Source organism: Listeria rocourtiae FSL F6-920, assembly GCF_000525975.1.
In the GTDB taxonomy this organism is placed as follows: domain Bacteria; phylum Bacillota; class Bacilli; order Lactobacillales; family Listeriaceae; genus Listeria_A; species Listeria_A rocourtiae.
In genome coordinates this window covers 1-25,194 of record NZ_AODK01000026.1, presented here as the reverse complement: position 1 = coordinate 25,194, position 25,194 = coordinate 1, and the positions used below count along the sequence as shown (strand labels likewise).

At 37.2% G+C, this 25,194-nt stretch carries 30 protein-coding genes and 1 pseudogene; 27 read left to right on the top strand and 4 right to left on the bottom strand.

Going from position 1 to position 25,194, the window contains the following annotated elements; all coding sequences use genetic code 11:
- Positions 1-466 precede the first annotated feature (466 nt).
- Positions 467-700, bottom strand: a complete 234-nt coding sequence (locus tag PROCOU_RS09515) for an IDEAL domain-containing protein (protein ID WP_036071861.1) — start codon at positions 698-700, stop codon at positions 467-469.
- Between the two features lie 199 nt (positions 701-899).
- Here PROCOU_RS09515 and PROCOU_RS17180 point away from each other — a divergent pair, with 199 nt between their 5' ends.
- A complete protein-coding gene (locus PROCOU_RS17180; RefSeq protein ID WP_149023654.1) occupies positions 900-1,073 on the top strand; it encodes an LPXTG cell wall anchor domain-containing protein in 174 nt (57 codons plus the stop codon).
- 129 nt (positions 1,074-1,202) lie between these two features.
- Here PROCOU_RS17180 and PROCOU_RS09510 read toward each other — a convergent pair whose 3' ends face one another.
- Entirely contained in the window at positions 1,203-1,472 is a 270-nt protein-coding gene (locus tag PROCOU_RS09510; protein WP_036071859.1) for a zinc ribbon domain-containing protein, read from the bottom strand.
- A 194-nt stretch (positions 1,473-1,666) separates the two neighbouring features.
- Here PROCOU_RS09510 and PROCOU_RS16605 point away from each other — a divergent pair, with 194 nt between their 5' ends.
- Positions 1,667-2,068: a hypothetical protein gene (locus PROCOU_RS16605; RefSeq protein WP_208855810.1), complete on the top strand. Its 402-nt coding sequence runs from the start codon at positions 1,667-1,669 to the stop codon at positions 2,066-2,068.
- A gap of 438 nt (positions 2,069-2,506) precedes the next feature.
- Here PROCOU_RS16605 and PROCOU_RS09500 read toward each other — a convergent pair whose 3' ends face one another.
- Together PROCOU_RS09500 and PROCOU_RS09495 are read right to left on the bottom strand one after the other, a co-directional pair.
- Positions 2,507-3,514: a sensor histidine kinase gene (locus PROCOU_RS09500; protein WP_077913401.1), complete on the bottom strand. Its 1,008-nt coding sequence runs from the start codon at positions 3,512-3,514 to the stop codon at positions 2,507-2,509.
- Positions 3,515-3,974: 460 nt separating this feature from the next.
- The gene (locus PROCOU_RS09495; RefSeq protein WP_036071854.1) at positions 3,975-4,400 is read right to left on the bottom strand and encodes a response regulator; all 426 of its coding nucleotides are present in this window, start codon (positions 4,398-4,400) and stop codon (positions 3,975-3,977) included.
- Positions 4,401-4,886: 486 nt separating this feature from the next.
- On the opposite strand from PROCOU_RS09495, the gene PROCOU_RS09490 reads away from it, so the two are divergent.
- From PROCOU_RS09490 to PROCOU_RS09380, 25 genes and pseudogenes are all read left to right on the top strand, one after another.
- Positions 4,887-5,279: a hypothetical protein gene (locus PROCOU_RS09490; RefSeq protein ID WP_149023653.1), complete on the top strand. Its 393-nt coding sequence runs from the start codon at positions 4,887-4,889 to the stop codon at positions 5,277-5,279.
- A gap of 318 nt (positions 5,280-5,597) precedes the next feature.
- On the top strand, positions 5,598-6,518 hold the full coding sequence (locus PROCOU_RS09485) for a hypothetical protein (RefSeq protein WP_036071848.1): 921 nt from the start codon (positions 5,598-5,600) through the stop codon (positions 6,516-6,518).
- Positions 6,519-6,537: 19 nt separating this feature from the next.
- Positions 6,538-7,305, top strand: a complete 768-nt coding sequence (locus PROCOU_RS09480) for an Ig-like domain-containing protein (protein ID WP_036071846.1) — start codon at positions 6,538-6,540, stop codon at positions 7,303-7,305.
- A 10-nt stretch (positions 7,306-7,315) separates the two neighbouring features.
- Positions 7,316-7,477, top strand: coding sequence for a hypothetical protein (locus PROCOU_RS09475; protein WP_159101205.1), 162 nt, complete (start codon positions 7,316-7,318; stop codon positions 7,475-7,477).
- A complete protein-coding gene (locus tag PROCOU_RS09470) occupies positions 7,474-8,694 on the top strand; it encodes an immunoglobulin-like domain-containing protein (protein WP_036071841.1) in 1,221 nt (406 codons plus the stop codon). The genes PROCOU_RS09475 and PROCOU_RS09470 overlap by 4 nt, the downstream gene beginning before the upstream one ends.
- A gap of 106 nt (positions 8,695-8,800) precedes the next feature.
- Entirely contained in the window at positions 8,801-9,277 is a 477-nt protein-coding gene (locus PROCOU_RS09465; RefSeq protein ID WP_036071838.1) for a DUF4352 domain-containing protein, read from the top strand.
- Between the two features lie 28 nt (positions 9,278-9,305).
- A complete protein-coding gene (locus PROCOU_RS09460; RefSeq protein WP_036071836.1) occupies positions 9,306-10,592 on the top strand; it encodes a nucleotide sugar dehydrogenase in 1,287 nt (428 codons plus the stop codon).
- 14 nt (positions 10,593-10,606) lie between these two features.
- Positions 10,607-11,326: a YveK family protein gene (locus PROCOU_RS09455; RefSeq protein ID WP_036071834.1), complete on the top strand. Its 720-nt coding sequence runs from the start codon at positions 10,607-10,609 to the stop codon at positions 11,324-11,326.
- A 15-nt stretch (positions 11,327-11,341) separates the two neighbouring features.
- Positions 11,342-12,019, top strand: coding sequence for a CpsD/CapB family tyrosine-protein kinase (locus PROCOU_RS09450; protein WP_036071832.1), 678 nt, complete (start codon positions 11,342-11,344; stop codon positions 12,017-12,019).
- 10 nt (positions 12,020-12,029) lie between these two features.
- Positions 12,030-12,680 (top strand): sugar transferase, encoded by a 651-nt coding sequence (locus PROCOU_RS09445; protein WP_036071830.1) that lies wholly within the window; start codon positions 12,030-12,032, stop codon positions 12,678-12,680.
- 24 nt (positions 12,681-12,704) lie between these two features.
- Positions 12,705-13,121, top strand: coding sequence for a WecB/TagA/CpsF family glycosyltransferase (locus tag PROCOU_RS19080; RefSeq protein ID WP_341871259.1), 417 nt, complete (start codon positions 12,705-12,707; stop codon positions 13,119-13,121).
- Positions 13,054-13,440 carry a WecB/TagA/CpsF family glycosyltransferase gene (locus PROCOU_RS19075; RefSeq protein ID WP_341871258.1) on the top strand — a complete coding sequence of 129 codons (387 nt, stop codon included), beginning with the start codon at positions 13,054-13,056 and terminating at the stop codon, positions 13,438-13,440. The genes PROCOU_RS19080 and PROCOU_RS19075 overlap by 68 nt, the downstream gene beginning before the upstream one ends.
- Before the next feature lies 1 nt (position 13,441).
- Entirely contained in the window at positions 13,442-13,954 is a 513-nt protein-coding gene (locus tag PROCOU_RS09435; protein WP_036071829.1) for an acyltransferase, read from the top strand.
- A gap of 8 nt (positions 13,955-13,962) precedes the next feature.
- Complete coding sequence (locus tag PROCOU_RS09430) at positions 13,963-15,210, top strand: O-antigen ligase family protein (RefSeq protein WP_036071827.1); 1,248 nt, start codon at positions 13,963-13,965, stop codon at positions 15,208-15,210.
- The gene (locus PROCOU_RS18510; RefSeq protein ID WP_244266278.1) at positions 15,207-15,629 is read left to right on the top strand and encodes a lipopolysaccharide biosynthesis protein; all 423 of its coding nucleotides are present in this window, start codon (positions 15,207-15,209) and stop codon (positions 15,627-15,629) included. Before PROCOU_RS09430 ends, PROCOU_RS18510 begins: the two co-directional genes overlap by 4 nt.
- A gap of 145 nt (positions 15,630-15,774) precedes the next feature.
- Positions 15,775-16,485 carry a lipopolysaccharide biosynthesis protein gene (locus PROCOU_RS18505; protein ID WP_244266277.1) on the top strand — a complete coding sequence of 237 codons (711 nt, stop codon included), beginning with the start codon at positions 15,775-15,777 and terminating at the stop codon, positions 16,483-16,485.
- 160 nt (positions 16,486-16,645) lie between these two features.
- Positions 16,646-17,722: a glycosyltransferase family 4 protein gene (locus PROCOU_RS09420; protein ID WP_036071824.1), complete on the top strand. Its 1,077-nt coding sequence runs from the start codon at positions 16,646-16,648 to the stop codon at positions 17,720-17,722.
- 160 nt (positions 17,723-17,882) lie between these two features.
- The gene (locus PROCOU_RS09415) at positions 17,883-18,440 is read left to right on the top strand and encodes a Crp/Fnr family transcriptional regulator (RefSeq protein ID WP_036071823.1); all 558 of its coding nucleotides are present in this window, start codon (positions 17,883-17,885) and stop codon (positions 18,438-18,440) included.
- 812 nt (positions 18,441-19,252) lie between these two features.
- Positions 19,253-19,444, top strand: coding sequence for a hypothetical protein (locus PROCOU_RS17520; RefSeq protein WP_149023651.1), 192 nt, complete (start codon positions 19,253-19,255; stop codon positions 19,442-19,444).
- 91 nt (positions 19,445-19,535) lie between these two features.
- On the top strand, positions 19,536-20,243 hold the full coding sequence (locus PROCOU_RS09405) for a DNA alkylation repair protein (protein ID WP_036071821.1): 708 nt from the start codon (positions 19,536-19,538) through the stop codon (positions 20,241-20,243).
- 278 nt (positions 20,244-20,521) lie between these two features.
- Positions 20,522-21,403: an ABC transporter permease gene (locus PROCOU_RS09400; RefSeq protein WP_376700389.1), complete on the top strand. Its 882-nt coding sequence runs from the start codon at positions 20,522-20,524 to the stop codon at positions 21,401-21,403.
- A 17-nt stretch (positions 21,404-21,420) separates the two neighbouring features.
- Positions 21,421-22,399: pseudogene (locus PROCOU_RS09395) on the top strand (carbohydrate ABC transporter permease).
- Between the two features lie 198 nt (positions 22,400-22,597).
- A complete protein-coding gene (locus PROCOU_RS09390; RefSeq protein WP_036071818.1) occupies positions 22,598-24,055 on the top strand; it encodes an ABC transporter substrate-binding protein in 1,458 nt (485 codons plus the stop codon).
- Positions 24,056-24,318: 263 nt separating this feature from the next.
- Positions 24,319-24,672, top strand: coding sequence for an iron chaperone (locus PROCOU_RS16600; protein ID WP_051994320.1), 354 nt, complete (start codon positions 24,319-24,321; stop codon positions 24,670-24,672).
- 41 nt (positions 24,673-24,713) lie between these two features.
- Complete coding sequence (locus PROCOU_RS09380) at positions 24,714-25,073, top strand: MmcQ/YjbR family DNA-binding protein (RefSeq protein ID WP_051994319.1); 360 nt, start codon at positions 24,714-24,716, stop codon at positions 25,071-25,073.
- Positions 25,074-25,194 lie beyond the last annotated feature (121 nt).

Sequence of the window (25,194 nt, the reverse complement as noted above, 5' to 3'; positions counted from 1 at the left end):
CGAAATGAAGTGAGTTACAGTCCCAATATGCATACGAGCAAAGCGAGCATGTAATCCTTCTTAGACTGTTCGAAATGAAGTGAGTTACAGTCCCAATATGCATACGAGCAAAGCGAGCATGTAATCCTTCTTAGACTGTTCGAAATGAAGTGAGCTAGAACCCCAACATGCCTATGAGCGCTGCTCATAGGCAATCCTTCCATATTTTTGAACAAGGCTACGGTGTTCTTCTACACTGACGCTTCGCATAACTTCTTACACGGTAAGGATACGACTCCCTCCCTGTTTTCAGTCATTACATACACCAGTATGCGCAGCTCTCCGGCTTCCGCCAAACCCCTTTAATACAAATGCTTTCGCTCGATTTGTGTGAAGCAAGATATACGTCTTACCCGAAAAAAAGAGAATCGTGATATCTTGCTTATTTTTGGTTAGGTACATATTTTGTCCCAGCCCTTTTTTGGCATCACATATGAAATTGTTCCTCTTCAAGGCGTTTCATACGTGTAGTCAAACGATAAAAACGTTCTTTATTTTGAGTTTCCAAAGCAAGATCAATCTCGTTTTGGATACGTTCCATCCGTTGTTTTTGTGCGAGCATTGTCATGAAACAGTCGATGAACATATCCATAACGATTCTTTCATTTTCGAGCTCCTTGTATTGTTGGGACATTGCTTCAGATATTTTCTTGGCAGACATGACAATCACTCCTTCAAACTATATTTTGTAAATTATTAATAGACAATACCACCTTCAAAGAACGATGAAACATTTTTGTTGCAAAAAAATCCTAAGTTAAGAATCTACTAATGTAGGGTATATAGCTATTAAATGTATCAAGTGAAGTGAGAGAGGGAGGACTGTAGATGAAAAAACGCTTATTAGGGGATGTTTTTTGGTGATTATACTACTTAGCTATATGATTCAAGTAACAGGAAATAGCGATTTTGATAATAAGTATGGTATATTACCAACGACCGGCGATGCAGATTCGATGTATTTATTGATTATCGGAATTGTATTACTGGGAATTGGAATGTTTCTATTCAAACCAAAAAAGCGTGATGAATAAATGAATGCAAAGAAAGAACCAATCCTAGGCCATTTATTTTAAAAAGATAAGAAAAAAAGTTGAGGCAAATTACTTCTACCTCAACATTTATGCATATAAAGTTGCTAACTACAACACATAATGCTTTAATTAGCGCCAACGTTCCAACTTTTTTAAGAATTTTTTAGTATACATTTTATTAAGGAAAAACTTTCCGATTTTACTCATATCAGATTCTTGAAATCCTTTTAAGCTGATTTCGTAAAACTCATCAAATGTTGCATCAGGATTAGTCCACTCACCATTTTCGTAACATTTCAAACAGTATTTTTCCGAACGTGTACCATCTTTTTCAGTACCAAATGCTTCTGGTGCACTCATAGGTATGCCGCAACTTTGGCACTGTGGTGTTTTTGCCATTCACTATCTCTCCATTTCTGAACTATTATAAGTTGTTTATATTCAAAGTATAGCGTACTCTGCAATTTGACACAATAACATCATCTTATCGCTTGTTAGTACGTGTTGAATGCACTACAATATAAACAGGCATTGATTTAAGAAAATATGGAAAAGGAGGCTTTTTATAATGAAGCACATAAAAAAAAGAGTTCATGCTTGATTGCGGACCTGAAGAGGCTTGGCAATTAGTTGTCGATCGAAAAAAATATGAAAAATGGGCAGCAGCCTTCCATGAAGGATCAACCTATACTGGTGAGATGGGACTTAATGAAACCGTTAACTTTGTTGATTCAGAGGGCAATGGTCTAGTTTCTAAAGTAGTCGTTTTTGAGCCAGAAAAAGAAATTAGATTTGCATTTTTAGGTGAAATCAATGATGGGAAATATGTTGAGGTTGCTGAATTTGCAGATATGCTGGAACATTACGTATTCGACCCAGTAGGCAATCAAACAAAAATGTTAGTAGATGTCGCTATGGATGATAGATATTATGACATGATGAATGAAATGTGGGACAATGCGGGAATTGAGCTTGTAAAATTAAGCAACAAGTAGCTATGCACAAAATTACAGTCAGACTTATATGACAAAAAGAAGATGAAGCCGGGATCCAGCCGATACAAAACATATTTTCGTACGAAAGTAAGCAAGATATCGCGATTCCCTTTCCTAATGTAGGACGTGAATCTTGCCTCACATAAATCGGGTGCTTATCACCAATTTATTTGACTTGTGAGTCTGAACTTGTTTTGGTGTTTCTTTATTGGCAAATGATAGGCGAAAACTACCGGCTTCGCGCGACTCCATCGAAAAATAACTCTCCAAAATCCATTTGCTGATTTTGGAGAGTTATTTTTCTGGGTCAGAAAGGCGTTAATCCATGTACAAAGACTATACACAATAGGTTATCCACCTTTTAAAAATTGTAAGTCATTAATATATTAACTTTTGTATATCTGATGAGCTTGAGGTTAGGTACGCTAGTGTCCAAATTCAGTGATATTTTTTTACAACAAGACTTGCTTGAAAAATTTTCTCTGTAGAGCTGACTTGAAGTTGGACAAAAACATTTGTGTACTTAGCCGCAAGCTTTGTTAATGTAAATAGACCTTTGCCACGATGTGCTCCTTTAGTAGAATAGTTTTTTTCTGTGAATTTGGATAGAGGTATTTGTAGCGTATCAGTAGATACGCTATTTTCTACTTGTAGAGTGACTGCATCCTTAAATTCTTTTAAATACACTTTAATGAAAGGGGCAGATTGTTGTTTACATTCTTCAATGGCATTATCAAGTAATATACTGAACATGCGCAGGAAGTCAAACAAGTCAATACTACTCAGAAGAATGTTATTGCAGTCTATTTCAATAGGAATACCTAGCTCATCGGCAAGTTTTAATTTAGTCAATAGGACACTTTGAATAGGAATATTATTAATCAACTGGATATATTCAACTTGCTGTGAGGGTAGATTATTTCTAGAGTATGCTTTTATTTTATTAAGCAGATTTAAAGCTTCTTCGGTTTGGTTGTTTTCGAGGTGAACAGACAATGTCATGAGTAAACCTCTGTAGTCATGTTTAAATTCCTTCGTGCGCTCAATAGATTCTAAATTTTTCTGGTATTCCATGCTTAAAATATCTAATTTAGCAGTAATATTTGATTTTATATGTGTGAAATAAATAGTCGCAAATAAAAAAGTAATATATGCATACCACAGTAATTCAGTGTATATATATAATAATACGGAAGGTGGGGGGAGCAAGTAATGGGGAATCATAATGGAACAAGCCCCTATTATTAGAAAAGTAGCTAGCAGTGTACGTTTTCTATTAACCTGCGCTAACAAGTTTAAAAAAACATATTTTCGGTCAAGAAGAAGAATTGTTGTAATAATTATAAAGAGCACAATGAGATGGGGGATAGCATTTTTTAAGGTTGTCTCTGAATAGTAAATATAATTTTGATCCAGAAAAAAATTTATGATATAAATACTTGGCATCGAGCGCAATGGCCCAAGTTAAGCTAATCGCCAATGTTCGAAATAAAAGCATCAAGAATACCTTATAGAGGTTTCTGAAAGCATGGTAAAAGATAAGTATAGATAGTATAGGTAGTATGATGGTGGATAGTAAAATTGGAACTAGGCTATTATCAGTAAACAAGGTCAATAGCGCAGATATAAAATAAATAAATAAAATGGAATAAATATACTTTTTATTACTAAAAAAACTTATATTCAATGAAAAGTAAATAAGCGGTGAAATCAACCATTAGAAGGATAAAGAAGCTAAATTGCATTGTTAGGTTCACCAGCCTTTCTCGCAACATCTATTTTTTTTAATGTTCTTGGATTTAAGGTGATGTGATCACCGTTTGTAAAAAATACTTTCTCTTCATAGGTGGATATGGATGCTATATTATACAGATTAATTATATATGACTTTAAGATGATGAAATTACTATAGGTGGCTAATTGTTTTTTTTAGCTTGCCTAAACTTGTATTGATAATTAAATGTGAATTTTGTGTTTGTAACGCAGCACTATAACGATTATTTGGTATAGACGAAATGTAATTAATTGAAGAAATATTCACCTTTTCTGAGTTAGAACCAATATTTAGATAGACTATTTCCTTTACAAGTGCAGGCTGTATTTGCTTTTGTATAATCTGAGAAATAGTATTTTTAATTTTTTCTTTCACAGTTTCAGAATGGAAATCCTCTTTGATAATATAATCAGTAGGTAATGTACCGCTGTTGATAGAAGAGAGTGCTTTAGACGGATCACCAGTGACAAATATAATAAAGCACTGTTGATTATAATTTCGTAGTATGCTAGCAATTTCAATTCCATTGAAATAAAAATTTAAATCAATATCAATCAAAAAGATGTCGTAATCAGATATAGCGCTTTCTTTTAGTTTTTTTAAATAACTTGTAAAATCCTGTACTACTATTACCTCGAAGCTGACCAGAGAATGTTCTACTTCCTTTACAGCACACTCTATGTACTCTGCATGTAGAAATTCATTTTCAAAAATTGTAATTTTGATAATAACTCCTCCTTATTGTTAATAGATACCTATGTTCATATATTGTACAGTAAAAAAAATAAAAAAAGAAAATCAATTTATTTTGTAACGCCAAATACAAAAAAAATAGTTTGAAATACAAATAAATTTATAAGGATATGTATTATCATAATGTTTGTAAAGCAATTTGTTGCTAAGTATTTATAAATATTAAATCTGGTATTTTTATCAATGTGGCTTGTATCTAAGTAACTTGAGGGGAGATAATAATGAATTTTTTTTGAATTCCAATATTACTTTGAAGAGAATTCAATCATGTTTGACTTAATGAGGACGAAGATGGCTTCTAATTCGATTTCATTAAAACAAAATGAAAAATGTATTTTAAGTGATGAGCACCTCTATTTTTTAGAGAAGGGCGTACTGTTGTTGAAACAGGGTTTCTATAAAGAGAGGGCTTGTCATACATTATTACTAGAGCCGGGATTTATACAATGTAAGACAACTAGCTCCGTTGTTAGTATCCGTTCTTTGGAAAATACAGAATTATTAGTTTTCGATATAGTTGAACTCTTTGATCAGTTAGAAAAAGAGATGATACTATCTAATTTTGTATGGTACTTAGCTAAACAAATAAATCTAGATTTCCAGAATACCTATCGAATAATAAAGTTGACCAATAAAAAAAAGCATACTCTCCATTTTATCAGACATCAAAGCATCTCTTCTTGAAAATGAAGAGAAAATAATGCCATCTTGGGTGAACGTTAAACTTTTAGCGCTACTATGTAGTTGTTCCATTGCTTCTGTCAAAAATAATTTAAAGTCATTAGAGGAAGAAAAAATAATACAAATGAAAGATGATTATATTGTGATGACCTGAATAGAGTAGGGCACTTAAATTAAAAAAGGAGGGATGCGCTATGTGATATGTGTCGGTTTATTTATGGAATGGAAAAGAATTTATTAAAAAGGAGATAGGCATGAAAAAAAAATCTAAAATTATCTATTAAGAAATTAGGGCTAATAAGTGCTACAGGGGCACTTATGATGAGCTCAATAGCTCCGGTATTAACGATTAATCCAGTAAATACCTTTGCATCAAAAACAGTAGCAAAGCAAATGGCTACCAAAAATGTAGACGAGGAAAATATCAGTAATCAAGGTGAAACAAGCTATCCATCTCTGGGTTCAACAGGTACAACTGGAGTGTGGGTTGATAAAAACACCAGTACATTTAGCTTTGATTACATTACACGTTATAAGCTCACTGCAACATCGCTATCCTCACAAAACTTTACTTTAAAAATAGATCCAGCATTGCAGGAACATGTAGTTAAAGTGGAGTTGAAAGGAAATACATCTACTTCAAATAAAGGTGTTACTCTAGTTAAAGATAAAAATGGGAATTACACATATAGATTGGGATCAATGTATAAAGGAGCTTTCATCGGTTACAACCAAAAAGCAACAATTAGCATCACTACAGATACTGCTGTTAATTCACTTAACCAAGACAGATATAAAGTACAGATGGGAATGTACACAAAAGATGAAAAATACATCAGCAGATCCGGACAACAGGTTATTTTAACGAAGAACAATACAGACTTGAACATTGATAATACAAATAAATATATAACAGCAGGTAAGTTAGGTTTTGAGAATGGTATTCCTGCAAAAACAGATACGGTTATTGCACTCAAACAGGAACTTCAGTATCAGGTGACATTGGAGACATTTGCGAGAGACAGCTACTATGTGTATCAAATTGATCCAGCATTAGTACCTTACTTATCTCACGTTAAATTTACCGGCGTTAAGGGCAATGTATATGATAATGTATCGATACCTGAAGATGGAAAAATAAGAATGGATGCTGAATCTCTGTACGATAGTTCATTAGGCATTAGTGTTCCATACTCAATAAAAATAGAAGCGGCTCTAAAAAAATGGGGTAACAATCGGTGACTTACCACAAGAATACTATGTGATTACGGCACACCAAAACTATAGCGATAGTAGCTCGAAAGCAGGTATTACCGTAGACCATTCTTATGTAAGCGTCGGTATCAAAGGAAGTAAAGAAGCACCGATTCCTGATGCGCCATCTGTTGATAAAATCAAAGCTAATGATACTAAAATAAGTGGAAAAGCAACAATGAATAATACGGTAACAGTTACACTACCTAACGGAGAACAATACACAGGCAAAGCGGATCAAAATGGTAACTACACGATTACCGTTCCTGCACAAAAAGTAGGTGAACAAGTAAAAGTTACACAAACAAGCGCGCAAGGTAAGGAGAGTGCAGCTACAACCGCAACTGTAGAATCGAATGAAAAGCCTGTAATTAATGCTAACCCCAAGACAATTCAAGTAGGCGACACATTTGACCCGCTTGCAGGAGTGACAGCAAGTGATAAAGAAGATGGAAATTTAACATCTAAGATTCAAGTTATGAGTAATAATGTTAATCCAGCAGTAAGTGGTGTTTACTCTGTTAGTTATTCCGTGACTGATTCAGATGGAAATAAGGCATCAAAATCAGTTCAGATAACAGTTCAAAGCTTGAATGGGAGTATCGATGTAAATACATTCTATCTCGGTAAAGACTCGTGGCTAAATGGGAAATTCAATGGTGATATAGCTAAAGTTGGACTTGAAGTAAACGGTAAAAAACATCAGGTGGTCAATGTAAGCGGTACATCATACCAATATTATGCAAAAGATAAAAATTTTAAATTTACAAGATGATGTCAAAATAGTGGGCTATAGTAAGGATAATAAAGTTATTCAAGCTACAAAAGTCAAAGTGGTAGATTCATCAATACTACAAGGAGACATCAAAGCAAATAAATATGCTGTGGGTACGGATTCCTTTGTATCAGGAACATATACAGGAGCTATTAAAAAAAAATTAGTATGACAGTTAATGGGAAACCATACAGCAAAGTCGATGTAGGTGCAAATAACAAATTCCAATACTACGCGAAAGATAAAATCTCATCTAAAAAAGATGTAGTCGAGATTATAGGTTATAACGCAGAAGGAACTGAGATTTCTCGTACAGTTGTTGACTTGAGTGATGCAAGTGAACAAACAGGTAATCTAGTACCAGCAGTATATGCTATTGCTGACGATAGCTTTGTTAAAGGAAGCTTTACTGGAAATGTGGAGAGAGTAGCTATTCAAGTAAATGGCGTAACATATCCTGCGGTAAATGCTCTAAATAGCTCAAGTTTCCAATACTATGCGAAAGATAAAATTAGAAATATTACGGACGATGTAAAAGTCTTAGGATACAATTCAGCAAATCTATTAGTAGATAGCAAGCCAGTGAAGGTTGTACAATCGCACGAAGGAAACGCAACGTTAACACCTGTCAAATACTCGATAGCCGATGATAGTTTTGTCAAGGGCACATATAAAGGAGCAGTAAAAACAGTAGCATTAGAGGTAAACGGCACTAAGTATGCACCTGTAGCAGTTATGAATAGCTCTGAGTTCCAATATTATGCAAAAGACAAGATTAAAAAACCTTCTGATAATGTTAAAGTATATGGTTATGATTCTACCGGTACAGTAGTGGATACAAAGTCTGTAACAGTAGTTGCTTCTAACAGCACAACGGGGCAAGTGTCACCTATGGATTATAATATTGAAACAGACGGTTTTGTAAAAGGAACGTACACAGGAGATATTAAGAATGTAGCGCTTCAGGTAAATGGAACAACATACTCACCAGTGAATGTGATCAATGAATCAAGCTTCCAATACTACGCAAAGGATAAAATTAAAAACACCTCTGATACAGTAAAAGTACTTGCTTACAACTCTCAAGGAGTTCTGATGGACACAAAATCGGTGAAAGTGACAGATGCATCAGGAACTAGCGGATCTATCAATGTGAATCCTTATACATTTGGGACTGATAGCTGGGTTACTGGGATTTATACCGGTGGTGTGAGTAAAGTTGCTCTTAAAGTAGATGGTGTGGAGCATATGGCTGTAGCAGTACAGGACAATGGAACATTTAAATATTATGCGAAAGATAAAATTACCAGAGCAACAAGGCAAGTAGAAGTCATTGCCTACTCAGCGAAAAATAAAGTAATCGATAGTAAATTTATTACAATTAAATAGTATGTGATTTGAAAGAAATCAATCAGGAATCTGGATAAGGATTTGTAAGATTATATTCTTATCCAGATTGTATCCTATTTAGTTTATTAAAGAAAGGAACTATAAGATGAAAAAAATATTCATAGCTCTTTTATCAGTGTTATTTGTATTCTCACTATCAGGATGTGCCACTGATGGAGCAAAACAAGAAAAGACAAATAAACAAGAAAAAGTAGAAAATGTAACAAAATCGGTTAACAATGTGGACATGAAGATTGAAAAAGTAGAAATGAAAGAAAACGGAAAAGGCGATAAAAATATTATGCAACTGACGATGCATTTTAAAAATGAATCGGATAGTAAATATGGTATTGGTGGCAATGATTTTATTTTGAAATCTAGCGATAAAACCTACCAAGTAAAAAGTGATGCAAACAATATTGGAACAGAAATTGCCTCCGGTAAATCAGCAACTGGTGCGGTGAATTTTGAATTGCCGAAAGATGTAAAAACAGGCGAGCTCGTTTATCAACCGGTGACACCTGGAAAAGAAAAACCAAAGGCACTGGCTACATGGGAAATTTCGCTTCCAAATAATAAGTAATTTTTAAAATCTATGAGGAGATGATTTTTTGAAAATCGCAGTCATTGGATTAGGCTATATTGGTCTACCAACAGCTATTATGTTTGCCAATCATGATCAGCGTGTTATAGGTATCGACTTGAAAGCAGACGCGGTGAATATGCTTAATGCTGGAAAAATTCATATTGAGGAGCCAGGACTTCAAACAGAATTAACGAAAGCTTTGTTATCAGGTAATTTTAAAGCACAGTTGGACCTAGAAGAAGCGGATGTTTTTATCATCGCTGTACCAACGCCTAATAAAGCAGATGCTTACCGAACATGCGACTTAAAATATGTCAAAAATGCTGTAAAAAAAACACTACCTTATCTAAAAAAAGGAAACGTCATGATAGTAGAATCTACTATAGCACCACGTACGACAGAAGACGTGGTAAAGCCGATATTGGAAGAAAACGGGCTTATCGTAGGAGAAGATATCTTTTTAGTTCATTGCCCAGAGCGTGTGTTACCTGGGAGAATTATTCATGAGTTGGTGCACAATAATCGGATTATAGGAGGTTTGACGCCAGCTTGTATAGAAGCAGGAAAGAAAGTGTATGGCATCTTTGTTCAAGGTGAACTGATTGAGGCAACTGCAGGCGCTGCCGAACTTTCGAAATTGATGGAAAATACGTATCGCGACCTCAATATTGCTCTTGCGAATGAGCTTGCAAAAATTGGTGACACGCTAGGTATTAATGCACTGGAAGTCATTGAGATGGCAAATAAACATCCTCGTGTTAACCTGCATCAACCTGGACCAGGAGTCGGTGGTCATTGTTTAGCTGTTGATCCATACTTCATTGTTGCGACAACGCCCCAAAACACACCACTAATTCAACAAGCACGTGCCATTAATAATTCGATGCCGAACTTCATTGCAGAAAAAGTAAAAGGTTTGATGGAAGCCATTAACGGCAAAAAAATAACGTTTTTGGGTGTAACATATAAAGGTGATGTGGACGATATTCGTGAAAGCCCAGCTCTTGAAATTATCGAGCTTTTGGGAAAAGAGACGACTTTTGAATTCGCTATTTTTGATCCACATGTTAAAGCATCTTGGGTTGAACCTGATTTGGAGAAGGCTGTAGAGGGCTCAGATTTAATTTGTGTGTTAACAGATCATAGTGAATTTAAAATGATTACAGCAGAAAAGCTTGCAGGTATGAGACAGCAACATATATTTGATACAAAAAATGTGATTCCGAAGATTGAAACAGTGGCGATTTACAATATGGGAAACTTACATGAGATGCAAAAAAGCAGTAAAAAGTTAGTTCCAATAGCGGAATAAGCCAGGAGGCAACAATGGAAGATAGTTTAAACATCAAACAAATATGGGATCTTTTGAAAAAGAATAAATGGATTATTTTAATAAGTATGTGTGCTAGTGCATTACTTATGAGTGGCTACCTTTATTTCTTCTCCGCTCCAATCTATCAAAGTGAAACGCAAATATTAATTAATCAGTCGGTACCACAGAATACTGTTGTCCAATCACAAGAGGTGCAGGCAAACTTGCAACTTATCAATACGTATACATCAATTATCACAAGTCCGCGAATTTTAAGGCAAGTATCAGATAACATGGATGACGCATATTCCACTAAAGAGCTTGAGAAGATGATTAAAGTAAATAGCACATCTGATTCACAAGTCGTCAAAATCAATGTGGAGAGTTCAAACGCTGCAGATGCCGTCAAAATTTCTAATGAAACGGTTCGTATATTTACAAAAGAAATTCCTAAAATAATGAAAATAAACAATATTTATATACTGTCAGAAGCAGTGTTGGAAGCGGATACACAACCAGTGAAGCCCCACACAGCGCTATTAATTATTGTGGCGAGCTTGTTAGGATTAGTTTTTGGAATCGTGATTATGTTTATTCGTAATTTATTTGACCGCTCGATTAAAACAGTAGAAGATGTGGAGCAAACGTTAGGACTTCCTGTGTTATCCATGATTAATGAAATAAAAGATGAGGATGTACTGGAGCGCAAAGCAGGTAAAAGAAGAAAGAAATAGGAAGGATAGTGGCCAGTGAATAGAGAAAAGAAAGTCCAAAGAAAGTTGATTACAGAAACAAATCCAAGTTCCCCAATTGCGGAACAATTCAAGACACTTCGAGCAGCTATTCATTTTTCTTCGGCGGAGCGTGAGTATACATCGATTTTAGTAACATCGCCAGAACCAGAAAGCGGTAAATCGACGGTGTCAGCGAACCTGGCTATTTGTTACGCCAAGCAAGGAAAAAAAACATTACTCATTGATGCGGATATGCGAAAACCGACAAGTCATCTGACATTTGGCATTCCTTATAATATTGGGTTATCCGATATGCTCACAGACAGTAGAACAGAGCTTAAAGATGTAAGTCATCAAACGGACATCGAAAATTTGACAGTTTTGACGAGTGGGACAATGGCGCCTAATCCGAATGAATTGCTTGCTTCTAAAAAAATGGAGGAACTAATTAAGAAATTTGCAGAACAATTTGATCAAATTATTATTGATACCCCACCTATCTTAGCTTCATCTGATGCCCTTGTTTTAACCCCCTATGTGGAAGGCGTAATTATCATCCTGCGAAGTGAAAAAACCCTAAAAGAACGTGCCAAAACAGCCGTGATGCAACTACAGAATACGCAGGTGCCAATTATCGGCACGGTTCTGAATCATGTGAAAAATAATGCAAACAACTACTATTATTATCAATAAGGAGAATATAATGGAATCCATGAAAACGGTGGCTAAGTCCACTAGAAAAGCTGCGAAACGTTATTCACTGGTAAAGCGAGGGATGGATTTTCTAGGTGCAAGTATTGGTTTATTTCTGCTAGTCCCACTATTTATCGTGTTAGTTTTGGTGATTAAGTTAAGTGATTTTAGTGCTCCTGTCTTTTTCAAACAAGAACGGATTGGAAAAAATGGGTCGCGGTTTATGATGTATAAGTTCCGCACGATGGTTCCGAATGCAGAGGCAAAACTCTCGGAACTACTTCAATTCAATGAGGTAGAAGGCGCAATGTTTAAAATAAAGCATGATCCGCGTATTACGAAGGTAGGTCATTTTTTAAGGAAGACAAGTATTGACGAACTGCCTCAGCTTGTCAATGTGCTAAAAGGCGATATGTCCCTTGTTGGACCGCGCCCCCCACTAGAACGTGAGGTTGCTGAATACTCTGTACGTGATTATCGAAGGTTATCTGTTAAGCCAGGGTGTACGGGCTTATGGCAAGTCAGTGGGCGAAACAATGTTAGTTTTGCGGAAATGGTGAATCTAGATTTGGAGTATATTCAAAAAGTCAGTTTTACGTTGGACATCCGAATATTACTCCGAACAGTATGGATTATCTTTGTCCCGAATAGTGCCTACTAAGTAAGAGGAGAAGTGAAAGATAGAATGACAAGAAGATTTTTGTTAGGTAGTTATGTGGACGTACTTACAATGCAAGAAACGCTGATGAAAGTAGAAGCGATTATTCGAGTTGGAAAGCCGGTACAGCATGTTGTGATTAACGCCAGCAAAATTAATTTGATGGCAGAAAATAAAGAACTTGCGAACATTGTCAATGCATCGCCACTTATTAATGCAGATGGTCAGTCTATTATTTGGGCGATGAAAATACTTGCTCATGAAACGCAAGAAAGAGTTACGGGTATTGATTTGTTTGAAAAATTAGTCAAAAAAAAGTGCGGAGAAAGGCTATCGTGTATATTATTTTGGCGCAAAGGAGGATGTTGTACAAGAAGTGGTTCAGCTTCATCAGCAGCAGTATCCAAATTTAAAAATCGCGGGTTATCGACATGGCTATTTTGAAGATGAAGAATCAGAAGAAATCGCGCTGGATATTCGTAAATCGCAAGCCGATATTGTCTTTGTTGCTTTTTCTAGCCCTAAAAAAGAGCAATGGATTCATGCATACAAAGAGAAGATGAACGCTCCATTTGTAATGGGTGTTGGCGGAAGCTTTGATGTTATAGCCGGTGTCACAAAACGTGCGCCACAATGGATGCAGAAGTCAGGTCTGGAATGGTTCTATCGATTTATGCAAGAACCAAAGCGGATGTTCCGTCGATATTTTGTTGGTAATCTAAGCTTTGTATGGAAAGTTGTGAAAGAAAGGTGGCGACAATAATATGTTAGCAAAATGGGCATTCTCGTTTTTCAATATGCTTCCGATGCCGAATCGGCAAGCTTTAGGACGTATTATTCGTTATATTAAGAATCAAATGGCACAATCTTTCTTTGGAAGTTGTGCAAAAAATAGTAACCTGCGTCCAAAATTAAAATTACGCCATCCTAAAAATATTTATCTCGGAGCGCGATCATCAATTGGTGACAATGCGCGTATTATTGCTACTGCCTCAGTGCATATTGGTGACGATGTATTGATGGCACCAGACGTGGTGATTTTGACCGATACGCATTGTATCAACGGAAAAGAAAAGATTTTAGATAGCGGAACCGCGCAAAAGTCTGTTTTTATTGGGAATGATGTTTGGATTGGGACGCGAGTGACGATTTTAGCGGGAGCTGAAATTCCAGATGGTTGCGTAGTGGCAGCAGGAGCGGTTGTTCCAGCCAAGAAATATCCGCCGTATAGCATTATTGGTGGCGTGCCTGCTAAAGTGATTAAACAAGAGAGGTAAGGATAACTTTGTTCAAAGAAAACAATATTTTCATCTTTTTATTCGCCATTTTTCCTATCATCGATGCACTGAATGGCTTTGTGTTGTCAGTTGGAATTAATTTTCCTATCGGTGTTGTCTATCGCCTTGTCTGTATTGGCTTTATCATTTTTCAAATTGCTAGAAAAGGTTTTTCAAAAAATCTCTACACGTTTTTATCCGTATCGCTTGTGGTCTATGGTATTGTCTCGCTCTTCATACAAACAATCTCACTGCATAATAATGCATCAGCTCTTTTGTATGATACGACTAATATGATTAAATTTTTCCTTTGGGTACTTATTCCTTATTACGTATATCAACGTGCAGATGTGTTAAGGAAGGCAAATTATGAAAAGATGTTTTTGACGATTAGTACTCTTTTTACGCTCGGCTTGCTTATTCCTTATGCTATTGGGATTGGAAATCAAACGTACGCTGCTTCAGATGCTGGATATAAAGCTTTCTTTTTTGCTAATAATGATACGACGATTGGATTTATTGTTTCAGCGACATTCACAGGTTGGTATTTGTTTCAGCAAACAAAACAGACAAAAATAAGCGCGCGTCTGCTACTAGGATTACTTTATCTTGGTAATTTACTGGGCTTGTTGCTTTTAGGAACAAAAACAGGGATTGTGTATGGTGTTGTTTTGACCATTGTATTGCTTCTTCGTTTCTTTTTCTTTCAAAATAGCCTCGGTCTCGCTGTAAAGTGGGGTATTGGCGTGACAGTTATCTCAGTGTTGATGTTAATTGTGCTCCAAGGCAGAGCTTTTATCTTAGCAACCATTTCTAGTCTTGTACAGCGGCTCACGTATTTTTATGATCTGTATGATGGTGATTTAGTCCGTTTTCTCACGAGTTCACGTAGTGAATTTTTAGATGTTGCCTTTGAAGCGTTTACTAATATTGGCAACTTGGCGACGCAACTCATCGGCTTCGGATTTAATGCACGTGTAGAAACATGGGGATTAGGCGATTTAGTGGAAATGGATTTCTTTGATGTCCTATTCTCTCTGGGTATTTTGGGGCTTTTGGTGATGCTAGCGCTCCTACTCTTTTTCTTGGTTAAATCCTGCCAAAAACGGAGTATCTATACAGCACTATTTCTTATACTCATTTGTTACGGAGCCTTTGCCGGGCATGTTTTATTTTCTGCTTTATCATCCACCTTATTTGGGCTGGTGTGTGGTGGGCTATTCCTGCAAGAAGAAAGTTTGTGTGAAAAAGAATGAAAGCTCTTGTAATGCGTTTGATGCAGTTCGCGATTGGTTCTCTTGGCTCGGCAGTATTAAATTTGATGACGATTCCAGTCATTACCTTTTTCCTTTCACCAGAAGAATATGGGAAAACGAGTATGTTTATGCTTGTGCAAACTTTGTTAATTTGCGTTATCTATTTAGGTTTTGATCAGGCGTTTGCGCGCGAATTTTATGAATATCCGAATAAGAATAAGCTACTCAGCACGGCGATGGTCATTCCCTTCCTGTTCTCGGGTGTTGTCATTGGCTTGATGTGCGGGTTTGCCAAGCCTATCTCTTCGTTTCTGTTTGGCAGTCTTGTACACTACCATGTCGTGTATCTTATCGCTGCTTCGGTTCCATTTCTTATATTTGAACGTTTTTTTATTCTTGTACATTCGGATGCAGAATAAGGCGCTGGAATTTTCGTTCTTTAATATCTTAGTGAAGCTTAGTATTTTAGTTTGCACCGTTTTATTCCTCCTATTCCTTCCCCATACATTTATCACAGTAATTTATGCCACTATTATTGGACAAGTTTTAGGAGATACGATTTTAATGATTCGAAACATTCGGTTGTTATATATGAATCCGATGAAAACAGATCCGTATTTATATCCGAGATTAGCGAAATTTGGCTTACCGATAGCGGTTGCAACAGTTATTTATAGTTTATTTGTAATTATTGATAAATTGTTTCTTCGTTATTTTTGTAATTTTGACGAGCTGGGTTTATACACTGCCGCTTTTAAAATTGCGAGTGCACTTCTGATTCTGCAGACAACGTTTTCTAATTTTTGGATACCAACGGCGTATGAATGGTATAAAAAGCAAAAGCCGATGCGTTATTTTAAATTGGTGAGCGACAGTATTATGTTTCTAATCGCGATCTTATTTATGGGATTACTACTTTTTAAAGGGGTTATTCTGATGGTTTTATCCCCAGAGTACAGTCAGGCGCAATATATATTCCCGTTTCTCTGTTTTTACCCGCTAATGATGACGGTGAGTGATACAACGAATCTAGGTATCGTTTTTCTGAAACGGAGCTCGCTGAATATTCTTGTTTCGGTTATTGCGCTAGGCGTTGCTATTGGTTTGAATTTTCTGCTCGTACCAACCTATGGCGCGATTGGAGCTTCGGTTGCAACTGGTTCGGCTTACATTGCCTTTTTTTTTAGCACGGACGTATTTTTCCATGCGGATTTGGAATGGTTTTTCTGTAAAAAGTCATCTGATAACCACTGCGCTGCTAGTTGTTGCCGCTAGTTTAAACAGTCTGATTCACACGGTTTGGCTGATTTCGTTGATTAATATCATTTTTTTTGTTATGTATTGTTATCATCTACCTTCCATTACTTCGCACATTGTATCGCTCGTATTACGCTAGAAAACAACCATCTAGTATAGAAAAGAAAGGAATGGAATTATGAAAATACTTGTTATTTCCAATATGTTTCCGTCCGAGGACTACCCATCGTACGGTATTTTTGTAAAAAATCATGTTTGCTTAATGGAGGAAGCGGCAGATGAAATAGAGACAATTACGATGAAGAAAGAATTAAATAAAATGAAGAAAATTTGGCACTATCTCCTTTTTTATTGCCGTATTTTCTTGACTTTGCTATTTAAGAAATACGATATTGTCTACCTGCATTATGCCTCACACAGTGCGTTTCCAATTTTGTGTGCAAAGTTTTTGAACCGCTACATTAACCTCGTTGTGAATGTACATGGAAGTGATGTGTTTCCGGAAACCCCTTTCCAAGAGAGGTTACAAAAATGGGTGGCACGACTATTGAAACAGGCAAGTCATGTCGTTGTTCCCTCGGATTATTTTAAGCAAACGGTCATCGATCGCTATCAACTTTTGCCAGAATACATTTGGATATCACCATCAGGCGGTATCAATCGCGACTTGTTCGCACCTCAAGAAGCAGTGAAAGATACCTCTACTTTTCAAGTTGGTTATGTAGGGCGTATTGATGTAGACAAAGGTTGGGATGATGCGCTTCGTGGCTTTTCCAAGTTTAAGCAACAATCGAACCGACAAGCAGAGCTGATCATGGTTGGAAGTGGCAAGGAGAACTCACAAAAAGAAGCGCTAATTCAAGAGTTAGGGCTACAGGAAGATGTTCGCTGTTATGATTTATTACCGCAAGAAGAACTAGTCGCGCTATACAATGAGATGGATGTCTTTGTTTTTCCGAGCCGCAGAAAAGGTGAGAGTCTAGGCCTTGTCGGTATTGAGGCAATGGCTTGTGGTGTTCCAGTGATTGGCAGTCAGATTGCAGGTATTCAAGGCTACCTCATCGATGGGGAAAACGGCTATTTCACAGAAATAGGAAATCCCTATTCCATTGCTGAAAAACTACTAAAATTCCTTGCGAATAGCGAAGAAGAAAAACAAACGTTAAGGAGTAATGCTTTCCATTCTGCAATTCGTTATGATCAGTTACGTGTACAAAAAGATATGCTAGCTATGTTAGCGTACTTAGTGAAATAATTAGTTTGAAAAGTAAGAATAAATCAATAATATAGGATGTTAGTCGAAGATTGGGCAAGTTCTTTAATCCCTCTTTTTGGAAAGCTATCTATTAGCACTTAAATAATGAGAATCAGGCGGTGGGAAAATGCAGATACGAGGAATATCGGAGGAGAACACGATGTATAAAATGAAAAAAATCATCCATTTAAAGAAAAATGAAAGTTTACCGTATCCAGGCGATTATATCGTACACGAAGGCTTTTTAGCTTGTAAAACAGCAGAACAATTAGTGTATTTTGCCAAGCCGGGTGACGCGATTGTATCTCTTAGCAACAGCTGTGGACGGTTATTGCAGTTTCAGGCGAAAACAGATGTTATCTTGGTAAGAATGCCAAAAGAATCCTTGCTTATCACATTGGAACGACAGGACGCCATGAAAGAAAAGTTGATACAAGCACTTGTCATGCGCGTACAATTTTTTTCTGTACCAGCAAAAGATCGATTATTTGTCTTGTTGTATCAATTAGGAAAGGAAATAGGTGTTCAGATTGGTGCAGACTATTGTATCCCGTCTGTCGTAACACAAAAAGAAATGGGTGACTATGTTAGTTGTACTAGAGAGTATTTATGCTTGGTAAAGAAGCAGCTAATAGAAGAGGGGTGGCTGAAAGAAGAACGTGGTTGGAAGTTGCTGGAATGGGAACGTTGGGAAAGTGAGTTTGGAAAAATTGTATAGAATTATTAATATTCACTGTAACTAAATGTTTTTTGTAAGCAGTAGGATTATCAGAAAACCACATAGTTACTGGGAATTACGGCCACTTACTAAGCGTTATGATTTAAAAGTAGTGCGTTTACTTTTCTTTATTTCGTTGCTATAATAAATTGGACAAATGGTATAGTTGCAGTTGCGTCTAAACGAGGCTGGGACAAGACTTATTTTTACACAGGAATAAGCAAGATATTACGATTCCTTTTTTCGGGTAGTAAGTATATCTCGCTTACACAAATCAAGCGAAAGCGTTTGTATTCAGAGGATTTGGAAGAAGCCGGATAAGCGTGCATACTGGTGTATGTGACGACTGAAAGCTGGGAGGAAATTGTATCCTTATACCATGCTAGAAGTTAAGCGAAACTGCTCTTGTGTAGCAGAACCGGAAGTCCACCAAAACCCTCTGAATGTGAGCGCTTTTTGCCAGTTTATCTGGTTTGTGTCTCAAACTTGTTTACTCGAAATTAGGATAGTTGTCGTGGGCAATTTCTTCTGAATTGTGTTTGGTATATTTAACCGTCAATAATACTGGAAATAGCATAGTTATGAATGTAAACGCCTTCAAATAAGAAGTTCGTCAAGTACAATGAACCCCAAACAAACTCATGATACATGACGAATCAAGGGAGATAAGAGAATGGACTTTAATAGTAGAGTGATTAATTTTGATTATCGGTTTACTGATTTAGAAGATGAAATTATTCTATATATCGAAAAGAACAGAGAAGAGATTATCCAGAGTAAAATTGTTGATTTAGCACGTCTTTTTTTTTACAGTGCCAAATACAATTACTAGACTGTGCCATAAATTGGAGTATTACGGTTTTTTAGAATTAAAGAAAGCTTTGAAGCAAGAGTTAGAGAGTTATGATGAAGCAAAGGTACCGCAAGAGATTCTATTATTTAAAAATCTCGAATTAATTGATAAGGCAAGTTCGTGGGCGAGCGCGTATCCTTATTATGAATAACTAACTAGAAAAATAGATTTCAAAATTCATTTCACAATACACTCGCCATCCGCTATACTATTAAGTAATAAAGTTCAAAAAGGAGAAGCGGATGAATACAAATGAAGTGATGCAACAGCTCGAATCTCTTGGTTCTGAGCAAACAAAAAAGACCCTCCGTAAACATGGTGCTAACGAACCGATTTTTGGTGTTAAAATTGGGGATATGAAGAAATATTTAGTCAAAAAAATAGTGAATCAAGACGTACCACGTGAACTTTTCGCAACAGGAAATTATGATGCTCAGTATTTAGCGGGCTTAACTATTAATCCAAAAGAAGTCACAAAAGAAGAACTTCTTCATTGGGCAGAAACAGCCAACTGTACCGCTATAAACGAAGCTATTGTAGCAAGCCTCGCAGCAGAAACACCATACGCAGTCGAACTCGCAAAAACATGGATGGCATCGAAAGAAGAACGAATCGCGGATACTGGATGGAGCTGTTATGCTAATTATTTATCACTGGCGCCGAACGAAGAAATTAACGAGAATGAGGTGCTTGCTCTTTTAGAAAATATTGAACAAAATATTCATGGTGCCAAAAACAGCATTAAGTACACGATGAACCAATTTGTCATTTGCACTGGAACCTACTATCCTCCTCTACTTGAAAAGGCCATCTCTGTTGCAAAAAGCATCGGTCAAGTTCACGTAGATATGGGAGAGACTTCATGTAAAGTACCATTAGCGACTGGCTACATCGAAAAAGTGATTGAAAAAGATCGCGTTGGAAAGAAACGAAAACGCGCAATTTGTTAGATGAGTAGCGTTCCAAATAGCCAAAAGCATCGTGAAAGGCTTGTAAAAGTAGTGGTAGCTATTGACGCGTGAGATGGAGAGGAGGCATATTATTGTCTTCTCTCTTTATGTTGCCCCACCCTAAATCCTAATTTTGTCCATAAATCTATATTTCTCCCACTATTCGCCTAACATCCAAAAAGGGTACACTTAAGATGTTGAAAACACTTACAAAAGCGGGGTGGCACGAATTGAAGAAGTTCTTCAAAAAACTCTACGCGAATAAAATTTGGTTATTCATGGTCTTGCCGGGGGTCGCATGGTTTGTAATTTTTGCATATTTGCCGATGTTTGGAACAGTGATAGCCTTTAAAGATTACCGCGTAGATGGAAACGGTTTCATATCTAGTCTGATGAGCAGTGACTGGGTAGGTTTAGAGAATTTCAAGTTTTTATTTAGGACAGATGATGCTTTCATTATTACGAGGAATACCGTACTTTATAACTTAGTCTTTATTATCATAGGGCTTCTTTTGGGCGTTGCTTTGGCGATTGTCTTCAATAGCCTCGTAAACAAGCGCATGGCAAAAGTTTATCAAACTGGTATGCTATTTCCGTACTTCTTATCATGGGTTGTTGTAAGCTATTTCCTTTACAGTTTCCTGAGTGAAGATAGCGGTTTACTTAATTCATTGATTGTTTCCTTTGGTGGCGATCCGATTTCATGGTATAGCGAACCTAAATATTGGCCGTATATATTGATTTTCATGAATACTTGGAAGGGGTTAGGCTACGGGAGTATCGTCTACCTAGCGGCGATTGCGGGGATTGATCGGAATTACTACGAAGCGGCTATGATTGATGGTGCAGGCAAATGGCAACAAATTCGCCATGTCACGATTCCGGCTTTGACACCGCTGATTATTATTTTAACGATTCTAAACGTCGGTAAAATTTTCAACTCTGATTTCGGCTTGTTTTACCAACTTCCGCGAAATTCAGGGCCACTTTTTCCAGTGACGGATGTTATTGATACATACGTTTATCGTGGTTTGACATCGCTTGGGGATATAAGTATGAGTGCTGCGGCCGGTCTTTATCAGTCGATTGTCGGTTTCATCCTTGTCATGCTGACAAATTATATTGTGAAGAGAATAGATCCAGAGTATGCCCTATTTTAAAAACGGAGGCGAGTTAATTGGCAGAACAAATTGAACAAGTCGAGCAGTTAGAGCAGGTTAATGGCGACCTCCGCTTGCCACCGAAAAAAGGTAAACGTAAAAAGCCTGACGTTGTGGATTTTGGCCCAAAGACGAATGTTGCAATGAATATTTTACTGGGATTTCTCGCAATTCTCTGCGTATTTCCGTTTCTATATATCATTGTTATTTCGTTCAGCAGTCAAGGTTCACTGGCAACAAATGGTTTCCGTCTCATTCCGAGTGAGTGGAGCACGGAAGCTTATAAGTATCTTTGGAATATGAAAGGTCAGCTACTCCAATCTTACGGAGTAACTATTGTCGTGACAGTAGTTGGGACGATATTCAGTGTATCGATGATTGCGTTATATTCGTACGCGATTTCCCGCAAACAATTCGCATACCGGAAGCAGTTCACATTTTTCGCTTTTTTTCACGATGTTATTTAGTGGCGGAATGGTACCAGCATATATCGTTATGACTCAAGTACTACAATTGAAAAATTCAATCTGGGCGCTTATTCTGCCATTAGCAATGAATGCGTTTTACATCATGATTATGCGTACCTTTTTTATTCGCTCGATCCCAGAGCCAATATTAGAGGCAGCGCGAATTGAGGGCGCTAGTGAGTTACGAATTTTGTTGAAAATTGTATTACCTCTATCGTTACCGGGCATCGCGACAATCGCTTTATTCAGTACGTTAGGCTATTGGAACGACTGGTTTAATGCTTCACTTTACATCGACAACCCACAACTTGTTCCACTCCAATCTTTGTTGATGAAAATCGAGAATAATCTAGAATTCATGCGTCAAAATGCGGATATCGCGTTTACATCAGGAGCTTTTTCGGGAATCCCGCAAGATGGTGCAAAAATGGCGATGGTTGTTATTTCGACTGTACCAATCGCGATTACGTATCCGTTTTTCCAGAAATATTTCATTAGCGGACTTACAATCGGCGGAGTAAAAGAATGACCCAGCGGGCTTAGAAATAGCCATCTGCGTCGTTAAAGATTCCGTTCCGGTGCTCATGTACAGGTCGTACATTCCGCTCCGGTACTCGTCTTTGCCTAGCATCTAACCATTTCTAAGCCCGCTGGGGTTCGGCGATGAAATGTTGATTTTACGTAAAATATTTAGAAAATTTATGATAAGATGAAAGGGAGGATTTTGATGAAGAAACTGTTTTTAGTTATGGTTTTGAGTGCTATTATGTTGGTTATGGCAGCTTGCGGTAGTGATAAATCAGCAAGTGGGGATAGCGAGGTCACGCTGAAATGGTATATGATTGGGACACCTCAAAAAGATCATGATAAGGTGATGAAAGAGGTGAATAAATATACACAAGAGAAGCTTGGCTTTGGCGTTGATATGACGCAAATTGACTGGGGTGATTATGGTGGTAGAATGCAGACAATGATTAATTCGGGTGAAAATTTTGACATCGCTTACACTGCCGCAGGAGAATTTGTAACGTACTCGCAAAAAGGTGCGTTCATGGATATTTCACAGTACCTTGATAAAGAAGGCAAGAAAATGAAAGTCGAGTTGAATGAGGAGCTTTGGAAAGGCGTGACGATGGATGGTAAAGTTTACGGCGTGCCTTCCAACAAAGAAATCGGTGAGCAACAAGTGTATGTTTTCAATAAAGATTTGGTGGACAAGTACAAAATGGATGTCTCGAAAGTGAATTCATTTGCTGATCTAGGTCCGCTTTTGAAAACAATTAAAGAAAATGAGCCGAATATTACGCCGATTGGTGGAAATAAAGATTTTAAACCGGTGACGCCGTTTGATTATCTGATTGATTCTGCGGTTCCGCTTCCATTTGCAGTTGATGAGTACAATGATACAGGCAAAGTGGTGAATTTTTATGAACAACCGGAAACGATTGCTATTTTGAAGGATTTGCATGGTTTTTATAAGGATGGATATGTAAGTAAGGATATTGCAACATCAACAGATCCGTGGTCTTATGAGAAGGAAAACTGGTTCGTGCGTATTGAGAAATATCAACCGTACGCGGAATCGATTTGGGATAAGCAAACGAATGGTCAATATAAAGTGGTAACACAGCCGATTATGAAAACGCCAATTATTAAAAATAGTTCTGTGACAGGAGCGATTCAAGCGGTATCTGTAACCTCGAAGCATCCGAAAGAGTCTGTAGAATTTTTGAATTTGTTGAATACTGATTCATATTTGCGTAATTTAGTCGACAAAGGAATTGAAGGAACACATTACAAAGAGCTTGCGGATGGCAGTATTGAAGACTTGCCAGCACGCGTAGAGAATTATTCGATGCCAACATACGCACTTGGAAACCATTTCATTTTGAAGCGCTATTCTGATGAGCCAAAAGATAAATGGGAGAAATTCAAGGAGTTTAACGATGAGTCAAAAGCATCACCAGGACTCGGATTCTATTTTGATTCGAAAAATGTCCGCACAGAGATTGCTGCGATTACGAATGTATGTAATGAGTTTGGGCCAGCGCTTCTGACAGGGACGGTAGATCCAGATGCTTATATGCCGAAGTTCAAGAAGAAATTGAATGATGCAGGTATGAAGACGGTGATGACGGAAATGCAGAAGCAGTACGATGCTTTCAAAAAGGATAAAAAAGAATAAAGTAATGCGATTCTGAGCCGCCTGTAGAGCAATTGAAAAGAGAATTTTAATTTGGTATACTGATTATGAAAAGAGCATCATGCGCGAAATTGGTTCTCTCGTCCGGTAGAGCTGTTACAAACGGTGACATCGGCTACAGAAAATAGTCCATCTAATTCCTCCATCAAAAAGTGAGTGTTAGGTGGTTTATTTTTGTCTTTTTTCAATGTGAGCTATAATTTATATGAAATTACTAAGCACAATTACGATGTGGAGGGATTCAAATGGCTGAAACGGTGGATCAATATATGGCAGATTTAGAGACGGATGAGCAACGAAAATGGACGATGACGTTTGTTTCATTTATGCGCGAAAATTATCCGGATTTTGAGGAGAAAATTTCGTATCAGATTCCGACATTTAAATTTGGTAAGCAATATATCGCTTTTTCGAATGCAAAAACTCACTTTTCGGTGCATACGCTAGATTTTGAGCTAGTTTTGGAGATGAAGGGGCGCTTGCCAGATGCGGAATTTGGGAAGGGTTGCGTGAAGATTAAGTTTAAGGATGATGATGCAATCCCAGAATTGTTTAAGTTTTGCCGAGAAATCGTGATTCGGAATCAAGTAGGTATGTGATGTAAATTGCCTCATATTGGAGGAATAAGGAGGTGTGTGAAGTGACGAAATTTCAAGCGATTCATGATGCGGCACTCAGCTTGAAGGGTGCGACACATGATTACAAAGGAGAGTGGGGCGCGGATCGCTTTTTTGTTGGTGAAAAAATGTTTGCGATGCTTGGAACAAATAAAGAAGGTCGCGATATTCTCACGGTAAAAGTGGAACCGAATCAAGGAGAGGTTTTGCGCTCAGAAAATCCAGCCATTATCCCAGGTTACTATATGAATAAATCTCACTGGGTATCAGTATTACTCGATGAGGAGAATAATCCGGAATTTTTGGCAAAACTGTTGGCACATGGTTATGAGCAAGTTTTACGAAAACTACCGAAATATCGTCAAAAAGAGATAGAAGGCTAAAAAAAAAGAGGGGGCTGGGACAAACTCCCATGTCAGCTTCCGCTGACACCAATCATCATGAAAAAACCTCTCGACCTACAACCACTTTTCTATCATACTAGAGATAGAGAAATAAGTTGTA

Excerpts from the sequence above, each read along its gene's own strand:
- PROCOU_RS09435 (WP_036071829.1), top strand. The coding sequence starts at position 13,442 with ATGTTAGCAAAATGGGCATTCTCGTTTTTCAATATGCTTCCGATGCCG.
- PROCOU_RS19080 (WP_341871259.1), top strand. The coding sequence starts at position 12,705 with ATGACAAGAAGATTTTTGTTAGGTAGTTATGTGGACGTACTTACAATG.
- PROCOU_RS09500 (WP_077913401.1), bottom strand. The coding sequence starts at position 3,514 with ATGCCAAGTATTTATATCATAAATTTTTTTCTGGATCAAAATTATATT.
- PROCOU_RS09485 (WP_036071848.1), top strand. The coding sequence starts at position 5,598 with ATGAGCTCAATAGCTCCGGTATTAACGATTAATCCAGTAAATACCTTT.
- PROCOU_RS09415 (WP_036071823.1), top strand. The coding sequence starts at position 17,883 with ATGTATAAAATGAAAAAAATCATCCATTTAAAGAAAAATGAAAGTTTA.
- PROCOU_RS09510 (WP_036071859.1), bottom strand. The coding sequence starts at position 1,472 with ATGGCAAAAACACCACAGTGCCAAAGTTGCGGCATACCTATGAGTGCA.
- PROCOU_RS16605 (WP_208855810.1), top strand. The coding sequence starts at position 1,667 with ATGCTTGATTGCGGACCTGAAGAGGCTTGGCAATTAGTTGTCGATCGA.
- PROCOU_RS09465 (WP_036071838.1), top strand. The coding sequence starts at position 8,801 with ATGAAAAAAATATTCATAGCTCTTTTATCAGTGTTATTTGTATTCTCA.
- PROCOU_RS09390 (WP_036071818.1), top strand. The coding sequence starts at position 22,598 with ATGAAGAAACTGTTTTTAGTTATGGTTTTGAGTGCTATTATGTTGGTT.
- PROCOU_RS09515 (WP_036071861.1), bottom strand. The coding sequence starts at position 700 with ATGTCTGCCAAGAAAATATCTGAAGCAATGTCCCAACAATACAAGGAG.
- PROCOU_RS09470 (WP_036071841.1), top strand. The coding sequence starts at position 7,474 with ATGACAGTTAATGGGAAACCATACAGCAAAGTCGATGTAGGTGCAAAT.
- PROCOU_RS16600 (WP_051994320.1), top strand. The coding sequence starts at position 24,319 with ATGGCTGAAACGGTGGATCAATATATGGCAGATTTAGAGACGGATGAG.
- PROCOU_RS09445 (WP_036071830.1), top strand. The coding sequence starts at position 12,030 with ATGGAATCCATGAAAACGGTGGCTAAGTCCACTAGAAAAGCTGCGAAA.
- PROCOU_RS18505 (WP_244266277.1), top strand. The coding sequence starts at position 15,775 with ATGATTCGAAACATTCGGTTGTTATATATGAATCCGATGAAAACAGAT.
- PROCOU_RS18510 (WP_244266278.1), top strand. The coding sequence starts at position 15,207 with ATGAAAGCTCTTGTAATGCGTTTGATGCAGTTCGCGATTGGTTCTCTT.
- PROCOU_RS09490 (WP_149023653.1), top strand. The coding sequence starts at position 4,887 with ATGGCTTCTAATTCGATTTCATTAAAACAAAATGAAAAATGTATTTTA.
- PROCOU_RS09420 (WP_036071824.1), top strand. The coding sequence starts at position 16,646 with ATGAAAATACTTGTTATTTCCAATATGTTTCCGTCCGAGGACTACCCA.
- PROCOU_RS09400 (WP_376700389.1), top strand. The coding sequence starts at position 20,522 with ATGGTCTTGCCGGGGGTCGCATGGTTTGTAATTTTTGCATATTTGCCG.
- PROCOU_RS09405 (WP_036071821.1), top strand. The coding sequence starts at position 19,536 with ATGAATACAAATGAAGTGATGCAACAGCTCGAATCTCTTGGTTCTGAG.
- PROCOU_RS09455 (WP_036071834.1), top strand. The coding sequence starts at position 10,607 with ATGGAAGATAGTTTAAACATCAAACAAATATGGGATCTTTTGAAAAAG.